Origin of the sequence: Clostridium sp. Marseille-P7770, assembly GCF_902143525.1 — a bacterium.
Classification (GTDB): domain Bacteria; phylum Bacillota; class Clostridia; order Lachnospirales; family Lachnospiraceae; genus Pilosibacter.
Map to the genome: position 1 here is coordinate 1 of NZ_CABFVC010000002.1, position 20,852 is coordinate 20,852.

At 51.3% G+C, this 20,852-nt stretch carries 12 protein-coding genes, 1 tRNA gene and 1 rRNA gene; 7 read left to right on the forward strand and 7 right to left on the reverse strand.

What is annotated here, in order from left to right; genetic code table 11:
- Together FN001_RS03815 and FN001_RS03820 are read left to right on the forward strand one after the other, a co-directional pair.
- Positions 1–230: ribosomal RNA gene (locus tag FN001_RS03815) — 23S ribosomal RNA — on the forward strand; the annotation flags it as partial.
- 65 nt (positions 231–295) lie between these two features.
- Positions 296–367 (forward strand) — tRNA-Gly (locus tag FN001_RS03820).
- Between the two features lie 432 nt (positions 368–799).
- Here FN001_RS03820 and FN001_RS03825 read toward each other — a convergent pair.
- The 5 genes from FN001_RS03825 to FN001_RS03845 all read right to left on the reverse strand — a co-directional run bounded on the left by FN001_RS03825 (position 800) and on the right by FN001_RS03845 (position 10,998).
- Positions 800–1,003 (reverse strand): DUF4368 domain-containing protein, encoded by a 204-nt coding sequence (locus FN001_RS03825; RefSeq protein WP_207664267.1) that lies wholly within the window; start codon positions 1,001–1,003, stop codon positions 800–802.
- A 213-nt stretch (positions 1,004–1,216) separates the two neighbouring features.
- A complete protein-coding gene (locus FN001_RS03830) occupies positions 1,217–1,537 on the reverse strand; it encodes a hypothetical protein (protein ID WP_243121928.1) in 321 nt (106 codons plus the stop codon).
- Between the two features lie 300 nt (positions 1,538–1,837).
- A complete protein-coding gene (locus FN001_RS18345) occupies positions 1,838–10,267 on the reverse strand; it encodes an S-layer homology domain-containing protein (RefSeq protein WP_243121929.1) in 8,430 nt (2,809 codons plus the stop codon).
- A complete protein-coding gene (locus FN001_RS03840; protein WP_117515092.1) occupies positions 10,260–10,634 on the reverse strand; it encodes a DNA-binding transcriptional response regulator in 375 nt (124 codons plus the stop codon). Before FN001_RS03840 ends, FN001_RS18345 begins: the two co-directional genes overlap by 8 nt.
- Positions 10,609–10,998 carry a response regulator transcription factor gene (locus FN001_RS03845; RefSeq protein ID WP_142410877.1) on the reverse strand — a complete coding sequence of 130 codons (390 nt, stop codon included), beginning with the start codon at positions 10,996–10,998 and terminating at the stop codon, positions 10,609–10,611. The genes FN001_RS03840 and FN001_RS03845 overlap by 26 nt, the downstream gene beginning before the upstream one ends.
- A 202-nt stretch (positions 10,999–11,200) precedes the next feature.
- On the opposite strand from FN001_RS03845, the gene FN001_RS03850 reads away from it, so the two are divergent.
- From FN001_RS03850 to FN001_RS03860, 3 genes are read left to right on the forward strand one after another with little or no spacing between them, the layout of a single operon-like run.
- On the forward strand, positions 11,201–11,929 hold the full coding sequence (locus FN001_RS03850; RefSeq protein ID WP_142410878.1) for a LytR/AlgR family response regulator transcription factor: 729 nt from the start codon (positions 11,201–11,203) through the stop codon (positions 11,927–11,929).
- Positions 11,926–14,055, forward strand: coding sequence for a hypothetical protein (locus tag FN001_RS03855; RefSeq protein WP_142410879.1), 2,130 nt, complete (start codon positions 11,926–11,928; stop codon positions 14,053–14,055). The genes FN001_RS03850 and FN001_RS03855 overlap by 4 nt, the downstream gene beginning before the upstream one ends.
- A 1-nt stretch (position 14,056) precedes the next feature.
- Complete coding sequence (locus FN001_RS03860; protein WP_142410880.1) at positions 14,057–15,958, forward strand: sensor histidine kinase; 1,902 nt, start codon at positions 14,057–14,059, stop codon at positions 15,956–15,958.
- A 294-nt stretch (positions 15,959–16,252) separates the two neighbouring features.
- Here the strand turns inward: FN001_RS03860 and FN001_RS03865 are convergent, their stop codons facing one another.
- Entirely contained in the window at positions 16,253–16,948 is a 696-nt protein-coding gene (locus FN001_RS03865) for an aspartate/glutamate racemase family protein (protein WP_142410881.1), read from the reverse strand.
- A 116-nt stretch (positions 16,949–17,064) separates the two neighbouring features.
- Complete coding sequence (locus FN001_RS03870) at positions 17,065–18,168, reverse strand: iron-containing alcohol dehydrogenase family protein (protein WP_142410882.1); 1,104 nt, start codon at positions 18,166–18,168, stop codon at positions 17,065–17,067.
- Between the two features lie 464 nt (positions 18,169–18,632).
- On the opposite strand from FN001_RS03870, the gene FN001_RS03875 reads away from it, so the two are divergent.
- Positions 18,633–19,082, forward strand: coding sequence for an Hsp20/alpha crystallin family protein (locus FN001_RS03875; protein WP_117485221.1), 450 nt, complete (start codon positions 18,633–18,635; stop codon positions 19,080–19,082).
- A gap of 467 nt (positions 19,083–19,549) precedes the next feature.
- Positions 19,550–20,800, forward strand: a complete 1,251-nt coding sequence (locus FN001_RS03880; protein ID WP_142410883.1) for an RNA-guided endonuclease TnpB family protein — start codon at positions 19,550–19,552, stop codon at positions 20,798–20,800.
- Positions 20,801–20,852: the final 52 nt, after the last annotated feature.

Here is a 20,852-nt window from a genome sequence, read left to right on the forward strand (position 1 = left end):
GGGATGGACGGACCGCTGGTGTACCGGTTGAGCTGCTAAGCTCATGGCCGGGTAGCCAAGTCTGGCAGGGATAAACGCTGAAGGCATCTAAGCGTGAAGCCCCCCTCAAGATGAGATATCCCATTCGAAAGAAGTAAGACCCCTTGAAGACGACGAGGTAGATAGGGCAGAGGTGGAAGTGCAGTAATGTACGGAGCTGACTGTTACTAATCGGTCGAGGGCTTATCCAGGAAGGTCTGGTTGGTTGATAAAACGGTGAAGATGGATTTCAATATGTGGTTTTGAAGGTATGTTTGCACGAGTGGCTCAGTGGTGGAGTATCGCCTTGCCAAGGCGAGGGTCGCGGGTTCGAATCCCGTCTCGTGCTCTCAAAGAGATAGAAAAAAGAGTCATCCGATGGATGGCTCTTTTTTCTATGTTCGAGCCCTGCCGGGCTCGAACGGTTCGAATGTCTCCGCGCTGCTGCGGTCGTCGCAGGCGAACGTCCCCCGGACGTTCTGCGACGTCTCGTGCTCTCAAAGAGATACAAAGAAAGACATCCGATGGATGGCTCTTTTTTCTATGTTCGAGTCCTGCCGGGTTCGAACGGTTCGAATGTCTGCGTTCCACTCCGGTCGTCGCAGGCGAACGTCCCGCGGACGTTCTGCGACGTCTCGTGCTCTCAAAGAGATACAAAGAAAGACATCCGATGGATGGCTCTTTTTTCTATGTTCGAGTCCTGCCGGGTTCGAACGGTTCGAATGTCTGCGTTCCACTCCGGTCGTCGCAGGCGAACGTCCCGCGGACGTTCTGCGACGTCTCATTCTCGCCTTGATGAAGTGACTTTGGATACTTCCAGGGCTCCAATGCCCTTATAGTAGATGTCAATTTCCTGGGTGCGGTTCTTGCCCTTCGGATCGCTGGCAGCATGGACAACGATCTTCTCGACAAACTCATGCAAGATACATGGAGTCAATTCAGAAATTTCCGTATACCGTTCTACAACGGAGAGAAACCTCTCCACTTAAGAACGCCTGCCGAAAGCAGGCAGGCTATTTTCTTTGTATAGCATCAGCTCCCTCTTTATGCCAAAATAAGGAACGGATAGTAGCTATAAAAAAGCTACTCTGCAATCATTTCACATAATATTGGCAAATCGTAAAATAATATTGTGTGAGGTGACGGAGAGTGTCTAAAAAAGACAACAAATTGTTTTCTCGTTTGGCAGCTCAATCCGCTATGCCAGAGAAAAGGATGAAAATGGATACTTCCCCTGCTTTGCCAGTTTCAACAGGCTGAATAAAGACTTAAAAGCTCCGTCCACTTCCTTAAGGATCTGCTTGGCCATGTTGGAATTCAGCAGCCGATAGTTTTCGGAAGTCTTTAAGATGGCGTAGTTTTTCTCATATGGGAGATACTGGCTATGTTCAAAGTAATGCTGCCGTATCTGGTAGATGGCCTGGTTGGTCAGGTTTTTGGCTGTGCGGCATAATTCCCGTAGAATGAGAAATTCATCTTTGGACAGATGCTTTAGCTGCTGGCATACGGTCAAATACAAAACAGGTCCTCCTTTCCCAATCGGAATAGAACATACGTTCTGCATCAATTATAGCACATGATTTCACAAAAGGGAAGGAAAAGAATTGTAATTGCTTACCATTTTACATCTGTCTATGTATCATTATAGCGGCATTTATCCCGCCACCTAAGAGGGATGGGGGGGATTCTGCCGATTTTATGATAAAATGCTGGACACCAGAGAAAAACAAGAGAAAAAATAAACGCGGTGGGGTTTCTTGATACCCGACCGCGTTTACCTTTGTCCGCTGTTATAAGGGCAAATTTTTTTTATTGTAGGTTACTTTCTTGCGCCATCCGAGCCAATGGTATATCCGTCAATGGTGGTATTCACCGCCATCGTCCCGTCTGGGTAGAAGTAGTACCACTTGCCATCGATCTGCTTCCAGCCGCCGGCAAACATCATTCCGGTGGCCTTGACCAGCCAGTACCACTTCTGGTCGTCGGAGAGCCAGCCCTTCACTGGCTTCCCATTTCTGTAATAGCTCCACTGGCCGCTGTCATTCTGCTGCCAGCCGTTTGCGGTCTGCGAGTCAATGACGATCTCCACAAACCGCCGCAGTACAGTGGCGACTTCGGCGCGGGTAGCGGTTCCCTTGGGGTCAAACTTATTTCCATTCTTCCCGGCCAGGATGCCTGCCTGCTGCATGGCTCTGACCGCATCCTTCGCCCAGCTGCTGATGTTTGCGTTGTCCGCAAAGGTCACAGCCTTTAAGGTCCGGGGCAGATCATAGCCCAGCTTTTTGGCATAATTTGCCATGATGACTGCCATCTGTTCCCGGTTGATGTTGGTATCCGGCGCAAAGGTGATGGCAGTAACGCCCTCCACAATTCCGGTCTGCGCTGCCCAGTTGACATAAGGCGCATAGTAAGCGTCGGCTTTCACATCGGTGAATTTCCCGGTTTTGTAGCTGTCCGGATTGATGCCCGCCAGCCGCCCCAGGGCGGTGACGAACATTCCTCTGGTCATACCGGTGCCCGGGCTAAAGGTGGTGTCACTTGTGCCGGAGAGCAGTCCTCGGCTGGCAACAAAAAGGATGTTGTCCGCAGCCCAATGGCCGGTAATGTCGGTGAAAGCCGGGGCAGGGTTCTTGTAGCCGATGCCGTAGATGCTGAAATGACCGGTTTCAAAGACAACCGCTTTCTGGCTGGCATCGTAGCTGGATTTGGTGATCCATTCCACCTTTCCCGCGTCGTCCACATAGACTGCATAGAGATTACCTGTCTGCTCACCCTTTGCCGGTGTGTAGGGCAAACGCACCGAGATGGTATGTCCATTCAGGCTGGTAATCGGCGTCTCCTTGCCGCCGGAGAGATACACCAGCGACAGATCGTAGGCCGGTCTTGTGCCGATAGCGGCTTTGGCCTCGGTGGAGCGCAGGGCATCCACCTTATCTACCCGGAGAATGATGTCCCCACCAGCGGAGACGCTATCCAGCTGCTTCAGAGTGTCCAGCCCGATATTAACCGAAACCAGATGGTCTGTTGCTACGGTAAACTGCCGGACATTTTCTTTGACCAGCAGATCCAGTGTCTGCGCCTTGATGGTCACGTTAAAAGAGGTCTGGCCTGCCGCCGAGGTGATGGGAACGGTAACGGCAATCCCGCTCTCTGTGGTGCCGTTCTTTTTCGCATCCTGTTTGGCCTTGTCGATGGCGGACTGGACAGAGCTGTTATCCACTGCCGCATTGCCGTTTTTATCCGGCTGTATGGGTTGGGTTTCGCCGGTGACAGGGGCTTGAGGCTTGTACTCCGGCTGGTTGGTGTTATCATTGTTGTCGGAATCGTCAGAATCGCCGGAGGAGGAACCTCCACCGCTGCCCGAACCACCAGAGGAGGAATCACCGCCGCCGCTGGAAGGCTGGTTGGAAACAGTCAACATTCCAGGAACATAAGTGATCTCATAATTGTCATTTGACAGCGTACCAGTGATGTTGATTGTAGTTTTTCCGGTTTTGCTCATGTCCGGTGTCTGTGCGTAGTCCAGTGTTACCGTGCCGCTCAGGGTATCTGCGCCGACCAGTCCTTCCACCTTATAATCCTTATCTGTTTCCGGGCTGCTCAGGTCGGGCGCGGTGCTGCCGGTGTGGGCGCTCTTGTCAAGCGCCGTAACGGTGACGGCTTTTTTCGCTGCGGTCACAGTCAAGCTCTGCTCTGCCACATCTGCGTACTCTGCGTCTCCCTGAACCTTATACCAAACGGTGTATTCCCCGGCATTTTTCGCTGTGGGGATCTGCTCGCTCCACTCAGAATCGCCAAGCCGGTAGAGCATCGTGCCGCCAGTGGTCTTGCCTGCTGTAACCAGCGTCTGTTCTGCACCGTTGTAGGTCAGGGAGTTTGCCGTAGGTGCCGTAACAGTGGGGACAAGCTTGTTGGTCGCATTGACATTGACGGTCAGCGTGATGTCCTCATAGTTTGTGCTCTTGATTACTACGGTCACTGTGCCCACAGGGCCGGTGGTTTTCACGTCATTTTTCTGAATCGGCAGGATCAGCTTGCCGTTTTCCACCTTCGCGCCGCCGGTGTAGTAGCTGCCATCCAGTGTGATTCCGCCGAGCTCATAGGTGGGTGCACCGTACTCTTTGGGCGTTTCCAGCGTGGGCAGGGCGGGAAGCGTCACAGTGTAGGTCTTTTCGTAGCCGTTTACAATGGTCAGCGCGGTTTCCTTGGTGAAGTCAGGCGCAGCGGCCTTGGTGATGCTGGCAGTAGTAGGGAAGCTGCTCTGCTCTAGGGAGTAATTCTTCGCGGCCTGCCCCATCAGGGTCACTGTGGCAGTGGCGTTCTTGCCGTTGCCCACATTGGCATCGTCAAAGCTGGCGGTCACGTTGTAGTCTGTGCCTCGGTTCAAGGTCACGTTGTCGAAGGTCACGCTGGAGATGTCCGCGTTTGTCGTGCCATCATAAGGCTTGGACGCAGCCGTTACCCCGGTGATCGTCAGCGGCTTCTTCCCAATGCTGACCGCCACGCTGGCGGGTGCGGTATCGTTGTGGTTTGCATCGCCAATCACCCGATACCACACGGTATATGCTCCGGCATCGGTGCCGGTAGGGATGTCCTGGCTGTATGTGCCGTTCTCGGTCAGGCTGTACTGCATGGTGCCATAGTCCGTCACGCTGCCCGCAGTAATCAGCGCCTGCTCCTGTCCGGTATAGGTCAGATTTTCCTGCGCCGTGGGAGCGGTGAAGGTGGGGGTAGCCTTGTTCACCTTAATGGTCACAGTTCCGGTCGCAGTCGCGTATTTCTCGTAGCCCGCAGCCGGGGTGAATGTCCAATCGGCTTCATAGTCGCCCGCGTTAGGATTGATCGTGCCGTCCGTCCACGCGAACGTACCGTTAACGGATTTGCCGGTGTCGGGATCCTTCATCTTGCCCGAAATAGTACTCTTGCTCAGCGCGTCGCCGTAGGTGATCTCGGCTGCGGTGATTTCGCCGTCCGGCGTGGGCTTGATCTGGTTCACCGCGTTGAGGACGAGCGTCAGTTGAAAGTTCTCGTAGTTAGTGGTGGTGACATTCACCTTGACGGTACCGATCTGGCCGGTCGCTGTTCCATCTTTCGCATAGAGACCTACCAAAGTCAGCTTGCTGCCCTCAAATTCCGCTATCTCCGGGTCGAGATAATATCCATGAGCGGTGAAGTTGATAGCAGTCTGCCGATTCCCCAAATCGTAGCGCACTGTGCCGTAATCTCCATTGGGCGCTTCGGGCAGCAGCTGCTTGAAGTCATAGGTATACGTCAGCTGCGTGCCGTTGGTGATGGTCAGCGAACCGGTCTCCGCCGCGGGTGCGGCAGCCTTGGTGATGCTAAACTTCCAGCCATCCGCCGTCAGGCCGTTGGCCGCAGCATAGTTCGTGCTCTCGGCTACATCGATCTTGACGGTGTATTCGCCCGCGTTCTTAGGCGTGGCTTCCTTACCGTCTTTATCGTAGTATTTTACGATGACATCGCCCGTACCGGCCTTTGCGGGAGAAACCGTCGCGCTCTTGACATTGCCGTCATAGGTCAGGCTTGTCGGGGCGGTGAAGGTGAAGTCCTCCGCCTTGGGGGTAGCTTTGCCAATGGTATAGGTCACGCTGGCGGTCGCCTCGCCCACCGTGATGCTGGCGGTGTACTCGCCCGCGTTAGTGGGGAGCTCGCCATTTTCCAACATCTCTGGACCATACTTGCCCGTCTTTATGTAGCTGATGGTGATCTCACGCGCCGCCGGACCCTGCCAATCGCTGCTTGCAGTCACCGTGGCGGGTTTGCCTTCCCCGCTGTAGGTCAGCTCGGTGGGGGCCTTGATGGTCACGCTGCCGCCGTTCGGGCTGGTGCAAGTCGTGTCTGTGCAGCTTGCGGTGATGGTCGCGCCGCTTGCCGTGTACGTCCAGCTATGCTGATGCTGGGTCACGGTGAACGGCTCGCTGTAGCAATTGTAGCCATTGCTGCACTGGACGAAAATGTGGTACTGATAGCTCTTGTCTACGGGCAGCCCGGAAATCGTGAGCGTCTTGCTCTTCTCGCCGGTATGCGTCGCAGTATTAACATTTTTGAAAATCGTGGTCCAGTCGTTGGTTGATTCGTTAAACAGCTCCCACCAGTAGTAGTAGGTGTCGCCCTCCGTTTCGGGCGCGATTACCGCAGTCAGCGTGATATTGCCGTCCGTCGCAAACGCCGAGTTTCCGGTGTAGTCCATATCGTTATTCGGATAAATCTTCTCGACCGCGAAGGGCGCTTTTTCAACGGTGACTTTTGACGAGATTGAATTGGCGTTGGGGAGCCATTTGTCCTTCTTTGTGTCTTTGTAAGCGTACCCCTCCGCCAGCAGCGCGTAGGGCTTGACATAGCCGGTGTCGCTCGTGATCTCGTCGTAGCTGCCGCCGCTGAGGCTGGCGCTGCTGCCGTCGTCCTTTACAGCCACACGGCTGAAGGTGCCGTTGCTCAGCGAAAGCTTTCCGCCGTTCTGCGCCGTGACAATGGCAAGCTTCGTATTCCCGTCGTTGACGGTCAATTCCGCGTCTTTGCCGTCTACCGTCACATTGAAGTCTCCGTTGCTGCCCGTGACCGTCAGAGAAATGCCCTTGGCGGTGAGGTTTGCTCTTGTGACCGTTTTCCCGCCGGTCGCCAGCGTCACCGGCCCGCGGGTCAGCTCATAGGTGGTCGAATGCCCGTCGACATAGCCATTCACATCCTGATACAGCGTGATGGTCTTTGCACCGTCCGCCGCGTTCGCCGCCTCGATGGCAGTGGCAAAGGCCGTGTACCAGCTCGTTGTGCCGCCGACGGTCAGCGACGCCGCCATCTGCTTGCCGCAGATGCTGCAAGTGCCGTTGCCGTCCTTGCCGCCGTTGTGCGTATGCGACACGACCTTGACATTTTCCAGCGTATTCACTCTATCATTGGTCACAGCCTGATTATCACTTGCTCCGTAATACGCCGCGCCCTCCGCCAGCAGGTCGGCGAGTTTGCGGTCGCCGTTGGTTTTGATCATCGTAAATGTGCCGCCGGAAAGCTTGACTTTGGTGGTGTAAAAATCCGCGAAGACAAACGTGCCGCCGGAGATCGTCCCCGTGACATTGTAGTCAAACTCAACGCCGCCATATTTCTTTTCATTATTAAAGCTGCCGCCGCTGATGTTCGCGATGCTACTGCCGTTGAATTTGACATTACCAGTGAAGGTACCGCCCTTGGCGTTCAGCGTGCCGTTCACCGTGACGGAGGCGTCGGTGAATGTGACGCCCGCCTCCACCGTCGCCGTGCCGTTGATGGTCGCACCTTTATAGCTGCCGTTGGCAAAGGTCACATTCGCGTTTTCAGCGACCGTCACATTCTTGGCGGTGTGCGTTCCGCTCTCCAGCGTCAGCGTGCCGGTCAGCGTTATGGAGGTGCCGTAAGGCATATCCCGCAGCAGGGTCAGCGTCGGCTCGGTGCAGCCCTCATTGCTCCAGCCGTTCAAGGTCTGGATGGCCTCTACATAGCCGTTTTCCAGCGCACTGTCTTTCGTGAAGTAGGCAGTCTTGGTCGTGCCGTCAGCGGCCTTGGCGGTGATCTTCGTATACAGGTCCTTGTGGCACACAGAGCACACAGGGTTGCTGTCATCGGCGCACTGATGGACGCACTCCGTGAACTGCACCTTGTACGCTGTATAGCCGGTCAGTTCGGAGATTTTCTCCGTCTTGGGAACGATGCTCCATACACTGTCCTTTTCGCCGTACAGCTCGCACTTCGCATAGTCGGTTCCCAGCAGGTCGTTAACGGTGAGGCTCTTGCTCTTCGTGTTGTCCGTGATCTTGCCGATGGTGCAGGCGTTTGGATTGCCCTTCCACAGCTTCAGGCCGTAGCCCGTACTTGTGGAGCCATACGCAGCATTGCTTAAAACCAACTCGCCGATTTTGCCGCCAAAGCGCTCCAATGCGCCGCCGGCCTGCAGCTCCACGCGCGAAATCTCGCCGGTGTAGGAGTCGTCAACCGCCAGCGTTCCGTTGGACCCAACCGAAAACTTGACATTGAGCGCCTGCGTCCCGCCGCCCTTGCTAGAATCCTTGACCGTCAGAGTATTGGACTTGTTCCCGCCTCCGACATGAATGTATTTATTATCGGTGCTGACAGTTTTGCCATTCAGATCCAGCGTCGCTGAGTAGTTCTCAGAAGAGCAATTTCCTGTGAGCGTCACATTCCGCAGCAGCGTCACGGTGCTGCCTCTGGCTGCATTAAACGCATCCGTCAGCGTCTTATAATAGGCGCTATCGCCCACGCGCGCGTCGAATTGCGTTTTGCACTTCTTGCAGGTGTAGCCGGTATCGTCCATCTCGTGCGTGCAGGGCACAAGATAGACCTTGCCGTCATTGCCCAGGCTGGTCACGCTGTCGGCGGCGTCCGCCTTGAAGTTCTCAGCGCTGAGCGTCACGCCGCTTGCCGGTTCGGCGATGGCCCCAGGATTTATGCCTTCACGCACGCCCACACGGATGACCGAATCCTCACTCAATGCGCCTGATACAAGAATGGGCAGCTTCCAAGCAAAATTGGCGTAATAACCGGCCTTCACCGAGCCGGAAACAGTGAGCTCAGGAGTTGTTGTTTCCTTTCCGTCGTAGTAAACGTCATATTGAGAGTTGTCGGTAACGGTAGCATCGGTGAGGGTAATAGCGCCCTTTCCATAGATGCCGCCGCCCTCATAGGTGCTGTTGTTTCCGGTGATCGTCACATTCTTGACGGTTACCCCTCTCTCCGAATAAATGCCGCCTCCGTGGCCATACCTTGTATTCCCCGTGGCGGGCGCCTTGTTGTCGGTGATCGTGGCGTTGGAGATCGAAACACTGCCGGCGTTATAGTGGATATAGATGCCGCCGCCGTTGCCCTTGGTGGCCGTGTTGCCGGTGATGGTGCCGCCGTCCATGGTGAAGCTGCACTTCTCACCCACATATACGCCGCCGCCACCGCCGTCGGATGCGCCTGCGGTGTTGTTGGAAATTGTGCCGCCGTGCATGGTGAAGTTTGGCGGGGCGATATGCTTCGTCGTGCCGACAAGGAACACACCGCCGTAGTCTTCATTACCGGTAATCGCTCCACCATACATGGTAAAGGACGAGCCGGTCTGATAGGTGCCGCCCTTTATACCGACCTGCACGCCACCGGTGATCGTGCCGCTGTACAGTTCCAATGTTCCGCCGTTGACGGTCACTCCGCCTTGAATCTTGCCTGAATTATCGCTGCTGCAATCGGTCAGCGTCAGCGTCGCGCCGCTGCCGACGGTGATACTGCCGGAAATCGTCTGCCCGTTCAGGCAGAGGTTGACCTCGCCCTTTGGCACAGTCCAGTCTGCCGTTACAGACTGCGTCAGGTAGTAGTTACCATCAGAAGTGGGCAGAGAATCCGTCGCTGTCCATGCTATGCTATCAAAGTCATGTTCATGGCCATTGACCGCCGCAGTACCGGCGCAGATACAGTGGGTATGCTCTGCTTGCGGCAGCGCAAACGCAGCCAGCGCCGCCTCCTCTTTTCCAAGGCAGGCGGAGAGGTCTGCACCCTTAGCAGAGCAGACGGTGCAGTCAGGGTTCACAGCATCAGCGCCACATAATTTCTCACAGATGCAGGCGGCTTCCGCTGTGCCTTTGCAGGCAGAGAGGTCTGCATCTTCCGCAGAGCAGACCGGACAGTCGGAATTGACCGCCTCTTTCTCACAGTGGGTTTCGCAGATGCACTCCCCCGGAGCATTCCCGGACACACCGGGAACAAGCCCGCTGTCCTGAGAATTGCACTGCTCGCAGGTATACCCACAGGGCGTCCCCTCTGTGGCCGGAATGTAGCCGCAGCTTTCGTCATGCTCGCCGCGTTCATGAGGACAGCTTAATTCTTTTGTGATACAGCCGCTTTCCTCACTGCATTCATGGGTACACGCGGTCGGCTGGGCCTTCTCTGCTTCAGATGGGGTCGCCGTATTTTCTGATACGCTGCCTTCCAAAACAGGGTAACAGCTTTCGTCATGTTCATGGATGCACTTCTTCACAGGGGTGTAGCAATCCTCAGTATGTTCATGTTCACAGGCTGCCCCTTTGGTTCCTTCCGTATATCCGCAGTCCTTTGTATGTTCCGGGTGATGCTTGCACAACCCCGTATGGACGGCGGATACACCCGCTTCCACCGCAGATGCCGGAACTCCCGGCATCGTAAAAATCATTGCCGCCGCCAGTAAAAATGCGGCCGGCCGTTTCCATTTCCACATCATTTTATTCATCCTCCTCACGCTGTTCGTTCCTTCTCGTTGTTTTCTGAAGCAGCTGGGATACTGCCTCCCGCAGCTGATATTCTGTCACAGGCTTTACCAAAAAGGTGTCCGCCTGCATCCTGCGGCTTTGGGGTTCAAACTCTGCCTGATCGCTGATCCACAGGAGAGGGACGTCCTTGCTGTACCCTCGTATGCTCATGCAGAAATTCATCCCCCTGGCTCCGTCCTCCATGACCACCACAGCGTCATAAGGCCCATCCCGCTGCATGGCATAGGTACAAAATACGCCATTATCAAATCGGTCTACTTTGCCCAGCTTCATCAGCAAAGCGGTTTCTTTTTCTTTCTGGCTATAACTGCACAGCGCAATTCGCATTTTCACACCTCCATTTTGTGATGGATTTTATCGCCTCATATAACTCCTGATCGGAGCAGTCTGTCGGAAGGAACGCAGGGATACGCAGTTGATACGCAATCAGGGCGAAGTTTTTATCATCGCTCCACCAGACAAGCGGTGTTTCCGGCGCCAGCCGCTTCGCCTGTATGGCTGCCTCCAGTCCCTTTGCCCCGGTCATGGCGATGACAACCGCATGGTACCGGCTTCGCCGGAGTGCCTGGGTAAGCTGGTTCTCATTCCACAATTCGTCAATCGCAAGCTGCCCATCCCCATCAAAAAGGGAGCGCAGCCTGCTTTCAAACCATTCCACATTTCTCAGCTCCGTACAAAGTGCGATTTTCATGCTGAGCCTCCTTTCCTGAAAAGAAAAATAAAAAAACCAGACCTTCTCATCGGAAAGTCTGGTAGTATAATTAGAGTAGCATCTTGTCAAGAGAAATGCAACCGACTTTGTTTAAGACGCAGGTTTCCTGTTTAAGACGCAAGTTTTTTTCTGCGATTTATGTTATACTAATATTGGATTATTGTGCAAAGGAGATGGCACGATGCAGATTGCGATTGTGGATGACAGCGCAGAGGACAGAGAAGAACTGTCTGCCTGCCTAAAAAATTATATGAAAAAGCATCAGCTGGACTATACGCTGACAGAATTTGAGGACGGAGAGAATTTTTTGAAAGCTGCCGCCCAGGTCAATTTTCAGCTTGTCTTTATGGACATCTATATGGAGAACATGGATGGAATGGAGGCCGCCAGAAGGCTGCGCCAGAAAAACAGGCTTTGTAAGATCGTTTTTCTGACCATTACAGAAGATTATGCCCGGATGGGGTACAGTCTGTCCGCCAGCTATTATCTGCTGAAGCCGCTTTCGCTCCATCAGGCAGATTTTGAAGAAGCGATGGAGCTGTGCCAGCTAAAACCGCCCTATGAAGTGATGACACTTTCGGTTATGGCTGACCGTCAAAAGCTGGAACTTCCCACAGAGAAGATTCTATACATAGATTATCAAAACCGTATGACACGGATTCATACGGCGGAACGTGTGATACCGGTAAGCGGCGGCTTCCAGGAGGTTACTGCCGCATTGCAGAAGGACAAGCGTTTTTTGCCCTGCTACCGGGGCATTTTAATCAACATGGATTACATCAGCCAGGTTGACAGTCAGGCCTTCCGTTTGATAAACGGGGAGGAACTTCCGATTGCTCTCCGTAATGGAAAACAGCTGCGGGAAGCCTATCGTCAATATGTTTTCTCCGGAATGGGGGGAATCGTATGAGAATGAAGGAAATACACAGGCGTATTCTGGGGGGCTGTCTGGCCTGCCTTCTCTGCTTCACCGGCAGTATCCCTGCATTTGCCGCTGAAACTGCAACCCCAGCCAATGCTGATGAAAGAAGGGAGAATCCGCCGGTTTTAAAAAGCGAGGCTCCGGGGACACTGGATAGCAAAACCCCGGAAGCATCGGAAGAAGCATCCCTCGTCCTTGTCACAGAAATACAAAATGAAGACGAACTGCTCTCCCTGCCGGCTTTTACCCTGCCCCTTAGAACCACACCGTCCGATGACGACCTGGAGGAAATTTATCAGCTGGCCCTTCAGTATCAAACCGTATGCGCCACTGTAACAGCAGGGGAAGAAATCCGGCAGGAAACATTTTCTGTCGCATGGGATTTTTCAGCCATTGACCAGACCACTCCGGGCGAATATACCGCAGCAGGCCGGATTGAACTGCCGGAGGGGTATGCCTTTGGTGAAGCTGTATTGCGGGAGCTTCAGATTTCCGTCCGGGTGGAAGAAATGCCGCCTGCTGTCATTACCTCCATAGAGAAATGGTATCCTTATGCGGACGCGTTTGCGGTTCAACAGGGCAGCCAAACCGAAACGCTGGAAAATTTGTTTGCCTTTTCCCCTTACTATCTGGATTGCTATACGGAAAATGGAACCAGCTGCACCGCTGTGGTGGAATGGGATTTTTCCGGTATTGATCTGAATACTGTGGGACTGTACCATGCCATGGGAAAGCTGACCGCACCGGAAAATACTGCGTTTGCAGAGGGAATTGCTTTCCCTGAAATCTCAATTCCTGTTTCTGTTCAGGCTTCAGGCAGACCGGACATTAACTGCTTTCTGTCCGCCAGAGGAAACCTTCATTTTCCCTGGGTCACACCGCCGGGGGAACTGGATGAGATCAGCGTATGGCTGTCCGAAAATAACGGTTCATGGAACCGTCTGGAACGTGGCGTTTATGTGGGTCAGGAAATGCTCTCGATTGCCACCCGTCTGCTGACGCCGGGCAGCAGTTACCGCCTTCAGGTGGATTATGACGGCGGACAGACCGGCATCCTGTCCTTTACCTACGCAGATGAAATTGTCCTTGAAGGGTATCACGATGGCGACCGGGATGGAGGGGATGCAGGCGGCAATCCACCTGATACCATCATTCAACCGCCTCCCGAACATACCGACGATCAGGATGACGGTTTCACAGACAGGCCCCCTACGCAGCCTTCAAGACCGCCTGCAACAAATGGCGGCGGAATGGATTCCGATGATTCTGAAAAATCACCACCTGTCACCGAAGAAAATGATCCTGCGGATCATGAACCATCCCACAAGCCTTCCGAGCCATCATGGGAGGGAAAGGATGATTCCATAGATATAGATAAAGACGATTTCCCATCGGAACAGGCAAACGGTGATACAGAGGAAGATACCGCTTTGCAGCAGCCCCCTGAAGTGCAGACGATTGCCGACACTTCAGAGCTTACCGTACCCGATCCTGCCTGGAAACTTTCGGAAAACAGGAAAGAGCCGGTGCAAAGCGCTATGACCGTTCCCCCGGAAGGTGCGGATTCCAAAAAAACTGTTTTTTCAGAGTTCTTCGATGAAACCACTGACCGGATTTCCGGCACGCGCTTTCTGATGATGCTGCAAACAGGGGAGCAAAGAGCCGTCTTTTCCAAACAGGGAATCACCATCAGCATACCCAAAGACGCCTTGCCGGAGGGTATCCAAAACGAAGATCAGATTGAAGTCATCATCCAAAAGGATACGGACGGCGGTTTTTCTTTTTCGTTTTCCATCAATGGAACTGTGCTCAACTCCGTGCCGGATGTTTCTGTCATGCTGCCCTATCCAAATGATCCGGCAGCCGGCACATTGTTCCTCTGTGATGAAAGCGGCGTGGAAGTTCCCATGACCGGCTATGACGATACGGCGAAAGCCGCTTCCTTTCAGATCAGCCATACAGGGACTTACACCATTGTGGGAAAGGAAGATACCGTTTCTCTGGCACAGGCCGCCGACACAGAGCACAGCCGGTCGCCCATACTCCTTTTGATTCCGGCCTGTCTGCTTCTTCTGTCTGCCGGTGTATTTTTCTTAAGGAGGAGGAGAAAATAAGATGGTATCTTCTGCGGTAAGAAAATATGCTGTTTTATGTATGGTCTGCCTGTGCTCATCCCTGTTTTTTCTTGGCCTGTATCAGTTCAATAATAAATATAGCCAGAACACAATCCAGGCGGCAAATGGGATTCTATCGCTTTCTGAGGAAGAACTTCAAAAGTCACCGGTGCGCTTTCTGGTATCCGGCTGGGCGTTTTATCCGGACGCGCTTTTGACCCCGGAAGAAATTCGGGATGAAAGCCATTATATGCGCTACCTTTCCATTGGAGAGCAGACCAATTTCTCCAGCCCTGCAAACCCTTCTCCCTATGGCTGCGGGACTTACCAGATGACATTCTTCCTGCCGGAACGGAAGGAAGCGTATGCACTGGAAATCCCGGAAGTGTTTTCTGCTTACAGCCTTTATCTGGATTATGACCTGATCCTGCAAATGGGGGAGCCTGCACAGGGGACACCATTGGTTCAAAACCGCATGGTCACTTTTCATGGCGGAAAACCGGTCACACTCACCATAGCGGTCAGCAATTATGACCACTTTTACGGAGGGATTGTTTATCCGCCTGCTTTCGGAACGATGCTGGCGGTAAATACAACCAGAGGATTCCGATTTGCATTCTGCCTGTTCAGCTGTACGGCTACCTTTGTCTGTGCGCTGCTCTCCTTTTATTTCAGCCGCCAGGTGAAGCAGAAAAATACATTCCTGTTCGGACTGATCTGCCTTGCCATGTGCGGCCTGTCATCCTATCCTGTGCTTCATATGCTGGCTGCGGTTCCCGTATTCCCCTGGTATACGATGGAACTGTTCTGTATCTATCTGGTTATCTGGCTGATCGTAGTTCTGCAAAACCGGATATGCAGTCCGGGCTTCCTGCCTGCGGTCATCAGCAACGGGGTGGGCGCTGCCTTCCTGGTATATGCGTTTGTGTATGGCATGATGGCTTCCCATCTCTCCCTTGGAGCTATTCGTTTCTTCTCTGCATCGGTCTTTTGTTATAAGGCGGCATCTGCACTCTATCTATTTATCATCGCGGTGCTTGCCATTCACAGAGGAGAAAAACGGAGCAGGCCGATCTTCTATGCTACGGCAGCCGCAACCTGCGCCTTTATATGGGATCGCCTTCTGCCGGTTTATGAGCCGGTTATCGGCGGTTGGTTTGTGGAATGGGGCAGCTTTTTCATAGCAGCCGCCATCGGTTATTCCCTCTGGCGCGATGTGGTAGAGGGGTATGGAAACAGCCTGATTTTCCAGGAAGAACGCAAGCAGGTCATCCGTCAGCTTTCTATGCAGACCGAATACAGCCGTCAGGTTTCTGAGGCAGCAGCGGAAAACAGAAGGCTGATTCACGACATCAAACACCATCTGCGCACCATAGACCGCATGGCCTCTGAACATGGGCAGACGGAGATCTGCTCCTTCCTGTTACAGGTAGAGGAACAGGTTGCGGCGTCATCGGGCCACTCCTATGTTGCGTTCTGCAAAAATCCCGTCGTAAATGCGCTGATTGAATACTACTACGGCATGGCGCAGATACAAGGGACAGAATTTCAGGTGCGGCTCGATCTTCCTGATCAGATGCCCCTTACCGATGTGGAACTGTGTACGGTGCTGGGCAATCTTTTGGACAATGCCGTTGAGGCGTGCAGCCGCCAAAAGCAAGGAGTGCGCCGCGTTTTCATTGCAGGCGAAACCAGAGGCAATATGTACTTTTTGAAGATTGAAAACACTTACGACGGTCTGGCCTTGCAGGAGGGAAAAACATTCCTCTCCCGAAAGGGTATATCTGCTGATCATGGAATCGGGCTTTCCTCTGTCCGAAAAATCATTGAAAGCCATGGCGGTGATCTCGATCTTGTTCCCGGTGAGGAATCCTTTCTTGTTGGAATTACAATACAGATGTAAAAACTGTTTTTTGAGGCGCATTCAGATAACATAGGCAAGACCGCCTGTGGCGCTTTCTTGAATTAAAAAATGCCCGCTTTCCACGAAACTTGGACATTGCATTTTCGTACATTTCTTCGAGGGAAACGCGCTGGTGGTTGTAATGAGTTGAATAGGTGAAGCCTATTTTTAATGTAACAGGAAATTCCGAAGAATTCCCTGTTACATTAAAAGGCACTGACGTGCTAAAGATGCGCACTCGCGCGAGGAGGTCGTAAGGCGAATCCACAATAACAGCGGTATAGGTGAAAGTATCTATTCCGACATAATTAAATCAATGAGTGAATCAATGTGAACTTGCATCACATTAAGGTATGGAACTGATAAATCAATTCCTTTGAAAATCAAGGGGAGTTCTGTGCATCCAAGTATGATTGTGTCAACGTTCTCATCTTGAATGATTCGTTCTGCAATTGTTCGAAAGTTGTTTTGAGTATCAGATACAACTTTTCCAAGTTCCAGTTCTGTTTCAATTTTTCTACTAATATACTCTTTCTCTGCTGCATCCGGTGTAATGACTTCGATACCTTTAGATTCGAAAGATTGCTGAAAAAAGGTTCCGTTCATGGTTGGAAGAGTTCCTAACAGGCAAACTTTTCTGTATCTGTGTGCTTTGGCAAATTCACTTGCGGTATCTACCATACTAACAAGCGGTACAGGAGATACTTTCGATAATGCATCAAAAACAATATGTGCTGTGATTCCGGTTAGAGCAGCGTATTGTACTCCTGCTGCAGAAAGTTGATTGATACCGTTGAGAAGATAATCTGTCAACCCATCATAATCCTGCTTTTTGCATAAATTGAGTAAGTCAAATACATTAAGACTTTCTATGGTGATATTGGGAAAGAAATTTTGACCACTTTTTTTCTGTACGCCATATTCTATGCTGCGATAATATTCAATGGTGGATTCTGGCCCTATTCCACCAATTAATCCTAACTTTTTCATTAATTTTACCTCTGAGTTTACGAAATTCTGCAAATATGTTCGTTTTCATGAATGCCTTGTGCAAAGCTTCTAATGACTTTCCTGACGGAATGGCATGTAGATATTCCACGGTACATTTATAAGAGCATAGTCTGTTTTTTAAATTCCTGTCCGATCTTATTCTGTTCTTTCATGCAAGTGATAAATTTCTCACGGGTCACTTCTTTCGGGCGGTACTGCCATTCGGTGGAAGTAAGAATTCTATCTGCCATGAGATCAAATTCATCTTCGGTGATATCGATATCATCGAAGCATACCGGAAGACCGATGCTTGCATTGAATTTCATGATCGTATCACGGAGAGTGTTCGCGCCTTCATAGGTGAGCAGGCAGAGAACACCGAGGGATACGACTTCGCCGTGCAGGTGTTCGTGACCATGACGCGTGATCGTGGAGCCGTTATAGACACAGTGCGCGAGGGAGGAATTGTAGTAATAATCCGGAATATGAGTCGTCATATTGGAAACGATACCGGTGGAGACGATGATATCCAAAGTGACCTGCATGAGGGCATCGCTGACTTTGTGCGCTTTTAAGGATGCGAGTGCCTCTTTTCCATAATCCAGGAGCGGTTGCGTGCAGACTTTACTGAGTTGGACACCCATTAACGGAGTATGGCTTAAGTGTTTACCTTTGCTGGAAAAAACAGCCTCACATTCTTTGGAGAGTGCGTCGCCGATTCCGGCCCACAGGAGGTCGTAAGGAGAATCCGCAATAACGGCGGTATTGATGAAGGTATGATCTGCAAGCTTCGGATAATAATATTCCCGGAAGGTGCCGTTGGAATTGTAGATGACACAGATGGCAGTCACGGCTGCGCAGTTGCTGGCAACGGTCGGGAAAGTAAATAACGGTTTGTCAAGTTCGTTTGCTACGTATTTTGCGGTATCGCAGGCTCTTCCTCCACCGACACCGAAGATGATGTCTGCATCGCGGACAGCCGGATTCGCGATCAATGCGTTGCCGTTCTCGTAGCTGGAATCACCGCCGTACCAGATGAAATCCATGATCTCAAGATCGGAGTCCTTAATGCCTTCTAAGAGCGCATCTTTTGATTTTTCCATAGCGGTTTTACCGCCGATCACGACTGCCTTTTTTCCATAGTTTCTTGCGACGTATGGAAGTTCCCTGTAACAATCTTCACCGATGGAATAATTAGGAAGACATACACTGTAACTCATTTGCTTCTGCCTTTCTTATTGTGAGCTGACAAATGTCCGGAACAGACAATATCTGTCAGGTTGTGGGGTAACTGTTAGAGGATAGAATAAACTGTCCAGAAGCGTTACGGTTGATAGTAAAGATTTGTCATCAAAATGGATAACATATCTATATTATAGGCGTTTGAAAAAATAATTCAAGATGTTCTTAAATTATGTCCTTTAAATTTTCCTGCCATTGCGCATCACATTGTGCTGCTTCCGAAAACCAATGCATGTATGAACATGATTATGAACGAGGAATAAGTTCACAATTAATTCACAAAAAATTAGCACTCACCTCTTGACAGTGCTAATCATATGTGTTATAGTACATACAGAACAAAGGAAGAGAGAAAGAAATCAAAGGGAAGCAAAAAATCCCGGAGATTTTCAAAATCTCCCAGAACAATAGATTTCAGATATTCTGATTGGAGGAATGATTTATGTATATGCCGAGTATTTTTGGAGAGAGTTTATTTGATGATATGTTCCCGTTTGATGACAGCTTCTTTACTTCTAAGAAGAATCCGCTGTATGGCAAGAATGCTTCGAGAGTCATGAAAACTGATATCAAGGAGAATGAAGGTTCCTATGAACTGGACATCGATCTTCCGGGATTCAAGAAAGATGAGATCACTGCAGAGCTGAAAGATGGTTATCTGACCGTCAGTGCTGCAAAGGGTCTTGATAAGGACGAGGAAGATAAGAAAGGTCACTATATCCGTCAGGAGCGTTACTCCGGAGCAATGAGCAGAACCTTCTATGTTGGCGAAGATGTAAAGCAGGAAGATATCAAGGCTAAATTTGAAAATGGTATCTTAAGCCTGTCCGTTCCGAAACCGGTTGAGCAGAAGAAGGTTGAAACTTCTAAACACATTGCGATCGAAGGTTAAGGAAGTGCTGTAGACAATGAAAGCTGTCTGCGGTGTATGGTATCAATGAAAATAACCTGTAGCTGAAAAGGACCGTTGCCTTTGCAGAGAGATCTGTGGGGCAGCGGTCCTTTTTTATGTAACAGGAAATTTATAGGAAGTTCCTGTTACATAAAAAGGCACTGACGTGCCCAAAATGCGCACTCGCGCGAAGATGCAGATTGTCGCAAGCGCCTGCGCGAGGCGGGAGAATGTGCCAAGGCACATTCTTTTATATAAAAGGTACAGCTGCACGTTATTGGTTTATCATAAAATCGGCAGAATACCCCCATTCCTCGTAGGTGGCGGGATGAATGCCACTATAACGATACACAGACAGATGTAAAACGGTAAGCAATTACAATTCTTTCTCTTCCCTTTTGTGAAACCATGTGCTATAATTAACACAGAACATATGTTCTGCACCAATTAGGAAAGGAGGAACCGTTTTGTATTTGACCGTATGCCAGCAGCTAAAGCATCTGTCCAAAGATGAATTCCTCATTCTACGGGAATTATGCCGCACAGCCAAAAACCTGACCAACCAGGCCATCTACCAGGTACGGCAGCATTACTTTGAACATAGCCGGTATCTTCCATATGAGAAAAACTACGCCATCTTAAAGACTTCCGAAAACTATCGGCTGCTGAATTCCAACATGGCCCAGCAGATCCTTAAGGAAGTGGATGGATCTTTTAAGTCTTTCTTCGGTCTGTTGAAACTGGCAAAGCAGGGGAAGTATCCGTTTTCATCCTGCAGGCTGCCCAAATACCTTCCAAAAGACGGCTACGCAACCCTGATCGTCGGGTTTGTAAGACTGAATGGGAACCGGTTTGTCCTTCCGTACTCAGCAGCGTATAAGAAGCATCATAAACCGGTCACCATTACCATCCCGCCGGTTCTGGCAGATAAAACCATTAAGGAGATCCGTATCATCCCAAAAGCAGACGCCAGGTTCTTTGAAATCCAGTACACCTATCAGGTGGAAGCGGCTCAGAGAAATCTGAATCCAACCCATGCACTGGCGATCGACTTCGGGATCGACAATCTCATGACGGCCGTTTCCAACAGAGGGGAAAGCTTCCTCATCGATGGGAAACGCTTAAAATCCATCAACCAGTGGTTCAACAAGCGGAACACCTGCCTGCAGAGCGTCAAAGACAAGCAGCACTACGGAAAGAAAATAACCAGACGTCAGGCCGTTTTGCAGAGGAAGAGAAACAACCAGGTCCGTGACTACATGGGTAAAGCAGCGAAACAGGTGGTCACCTACTGCATCCGGAACGATATCGGAAGCCTGATCGTGGGCTACAATACCACATTCCAGCGCTCCTCAGATCTTGGCAGGCAGATGAACCAGGTCTTTGTGGGAATTCCGTTCGGGATACTCCGCAGGAAACTGAAATATCTGTGTGAAATGAATGGGATCCGCTACGTGGAACAGGAGGAAAGCTATACTTCCATGGCATCCTTCTGGGATCTGGATGAAATGCCCGTATATGGAGAAGCAGGACTTGTGCCACCGGTCTTTTCCGGCCGCCGGATCTGCCGTGGCCTGTATCAGGACCGCTCTGGAAGGCGGATCAACGCTGATGTCAATGGTGCTTTAAATATCATGCGTAAATGTAACATTGTGAGCCTAAGGGCTCTATATGATAGAGGCGATGTGGATACGCCTGTAAGAATAAGGATCGCCTGAGAGCGGGCGGAAACTCAAAGATCAAACTTCTTAAACGGGAGTCCAAGGATTC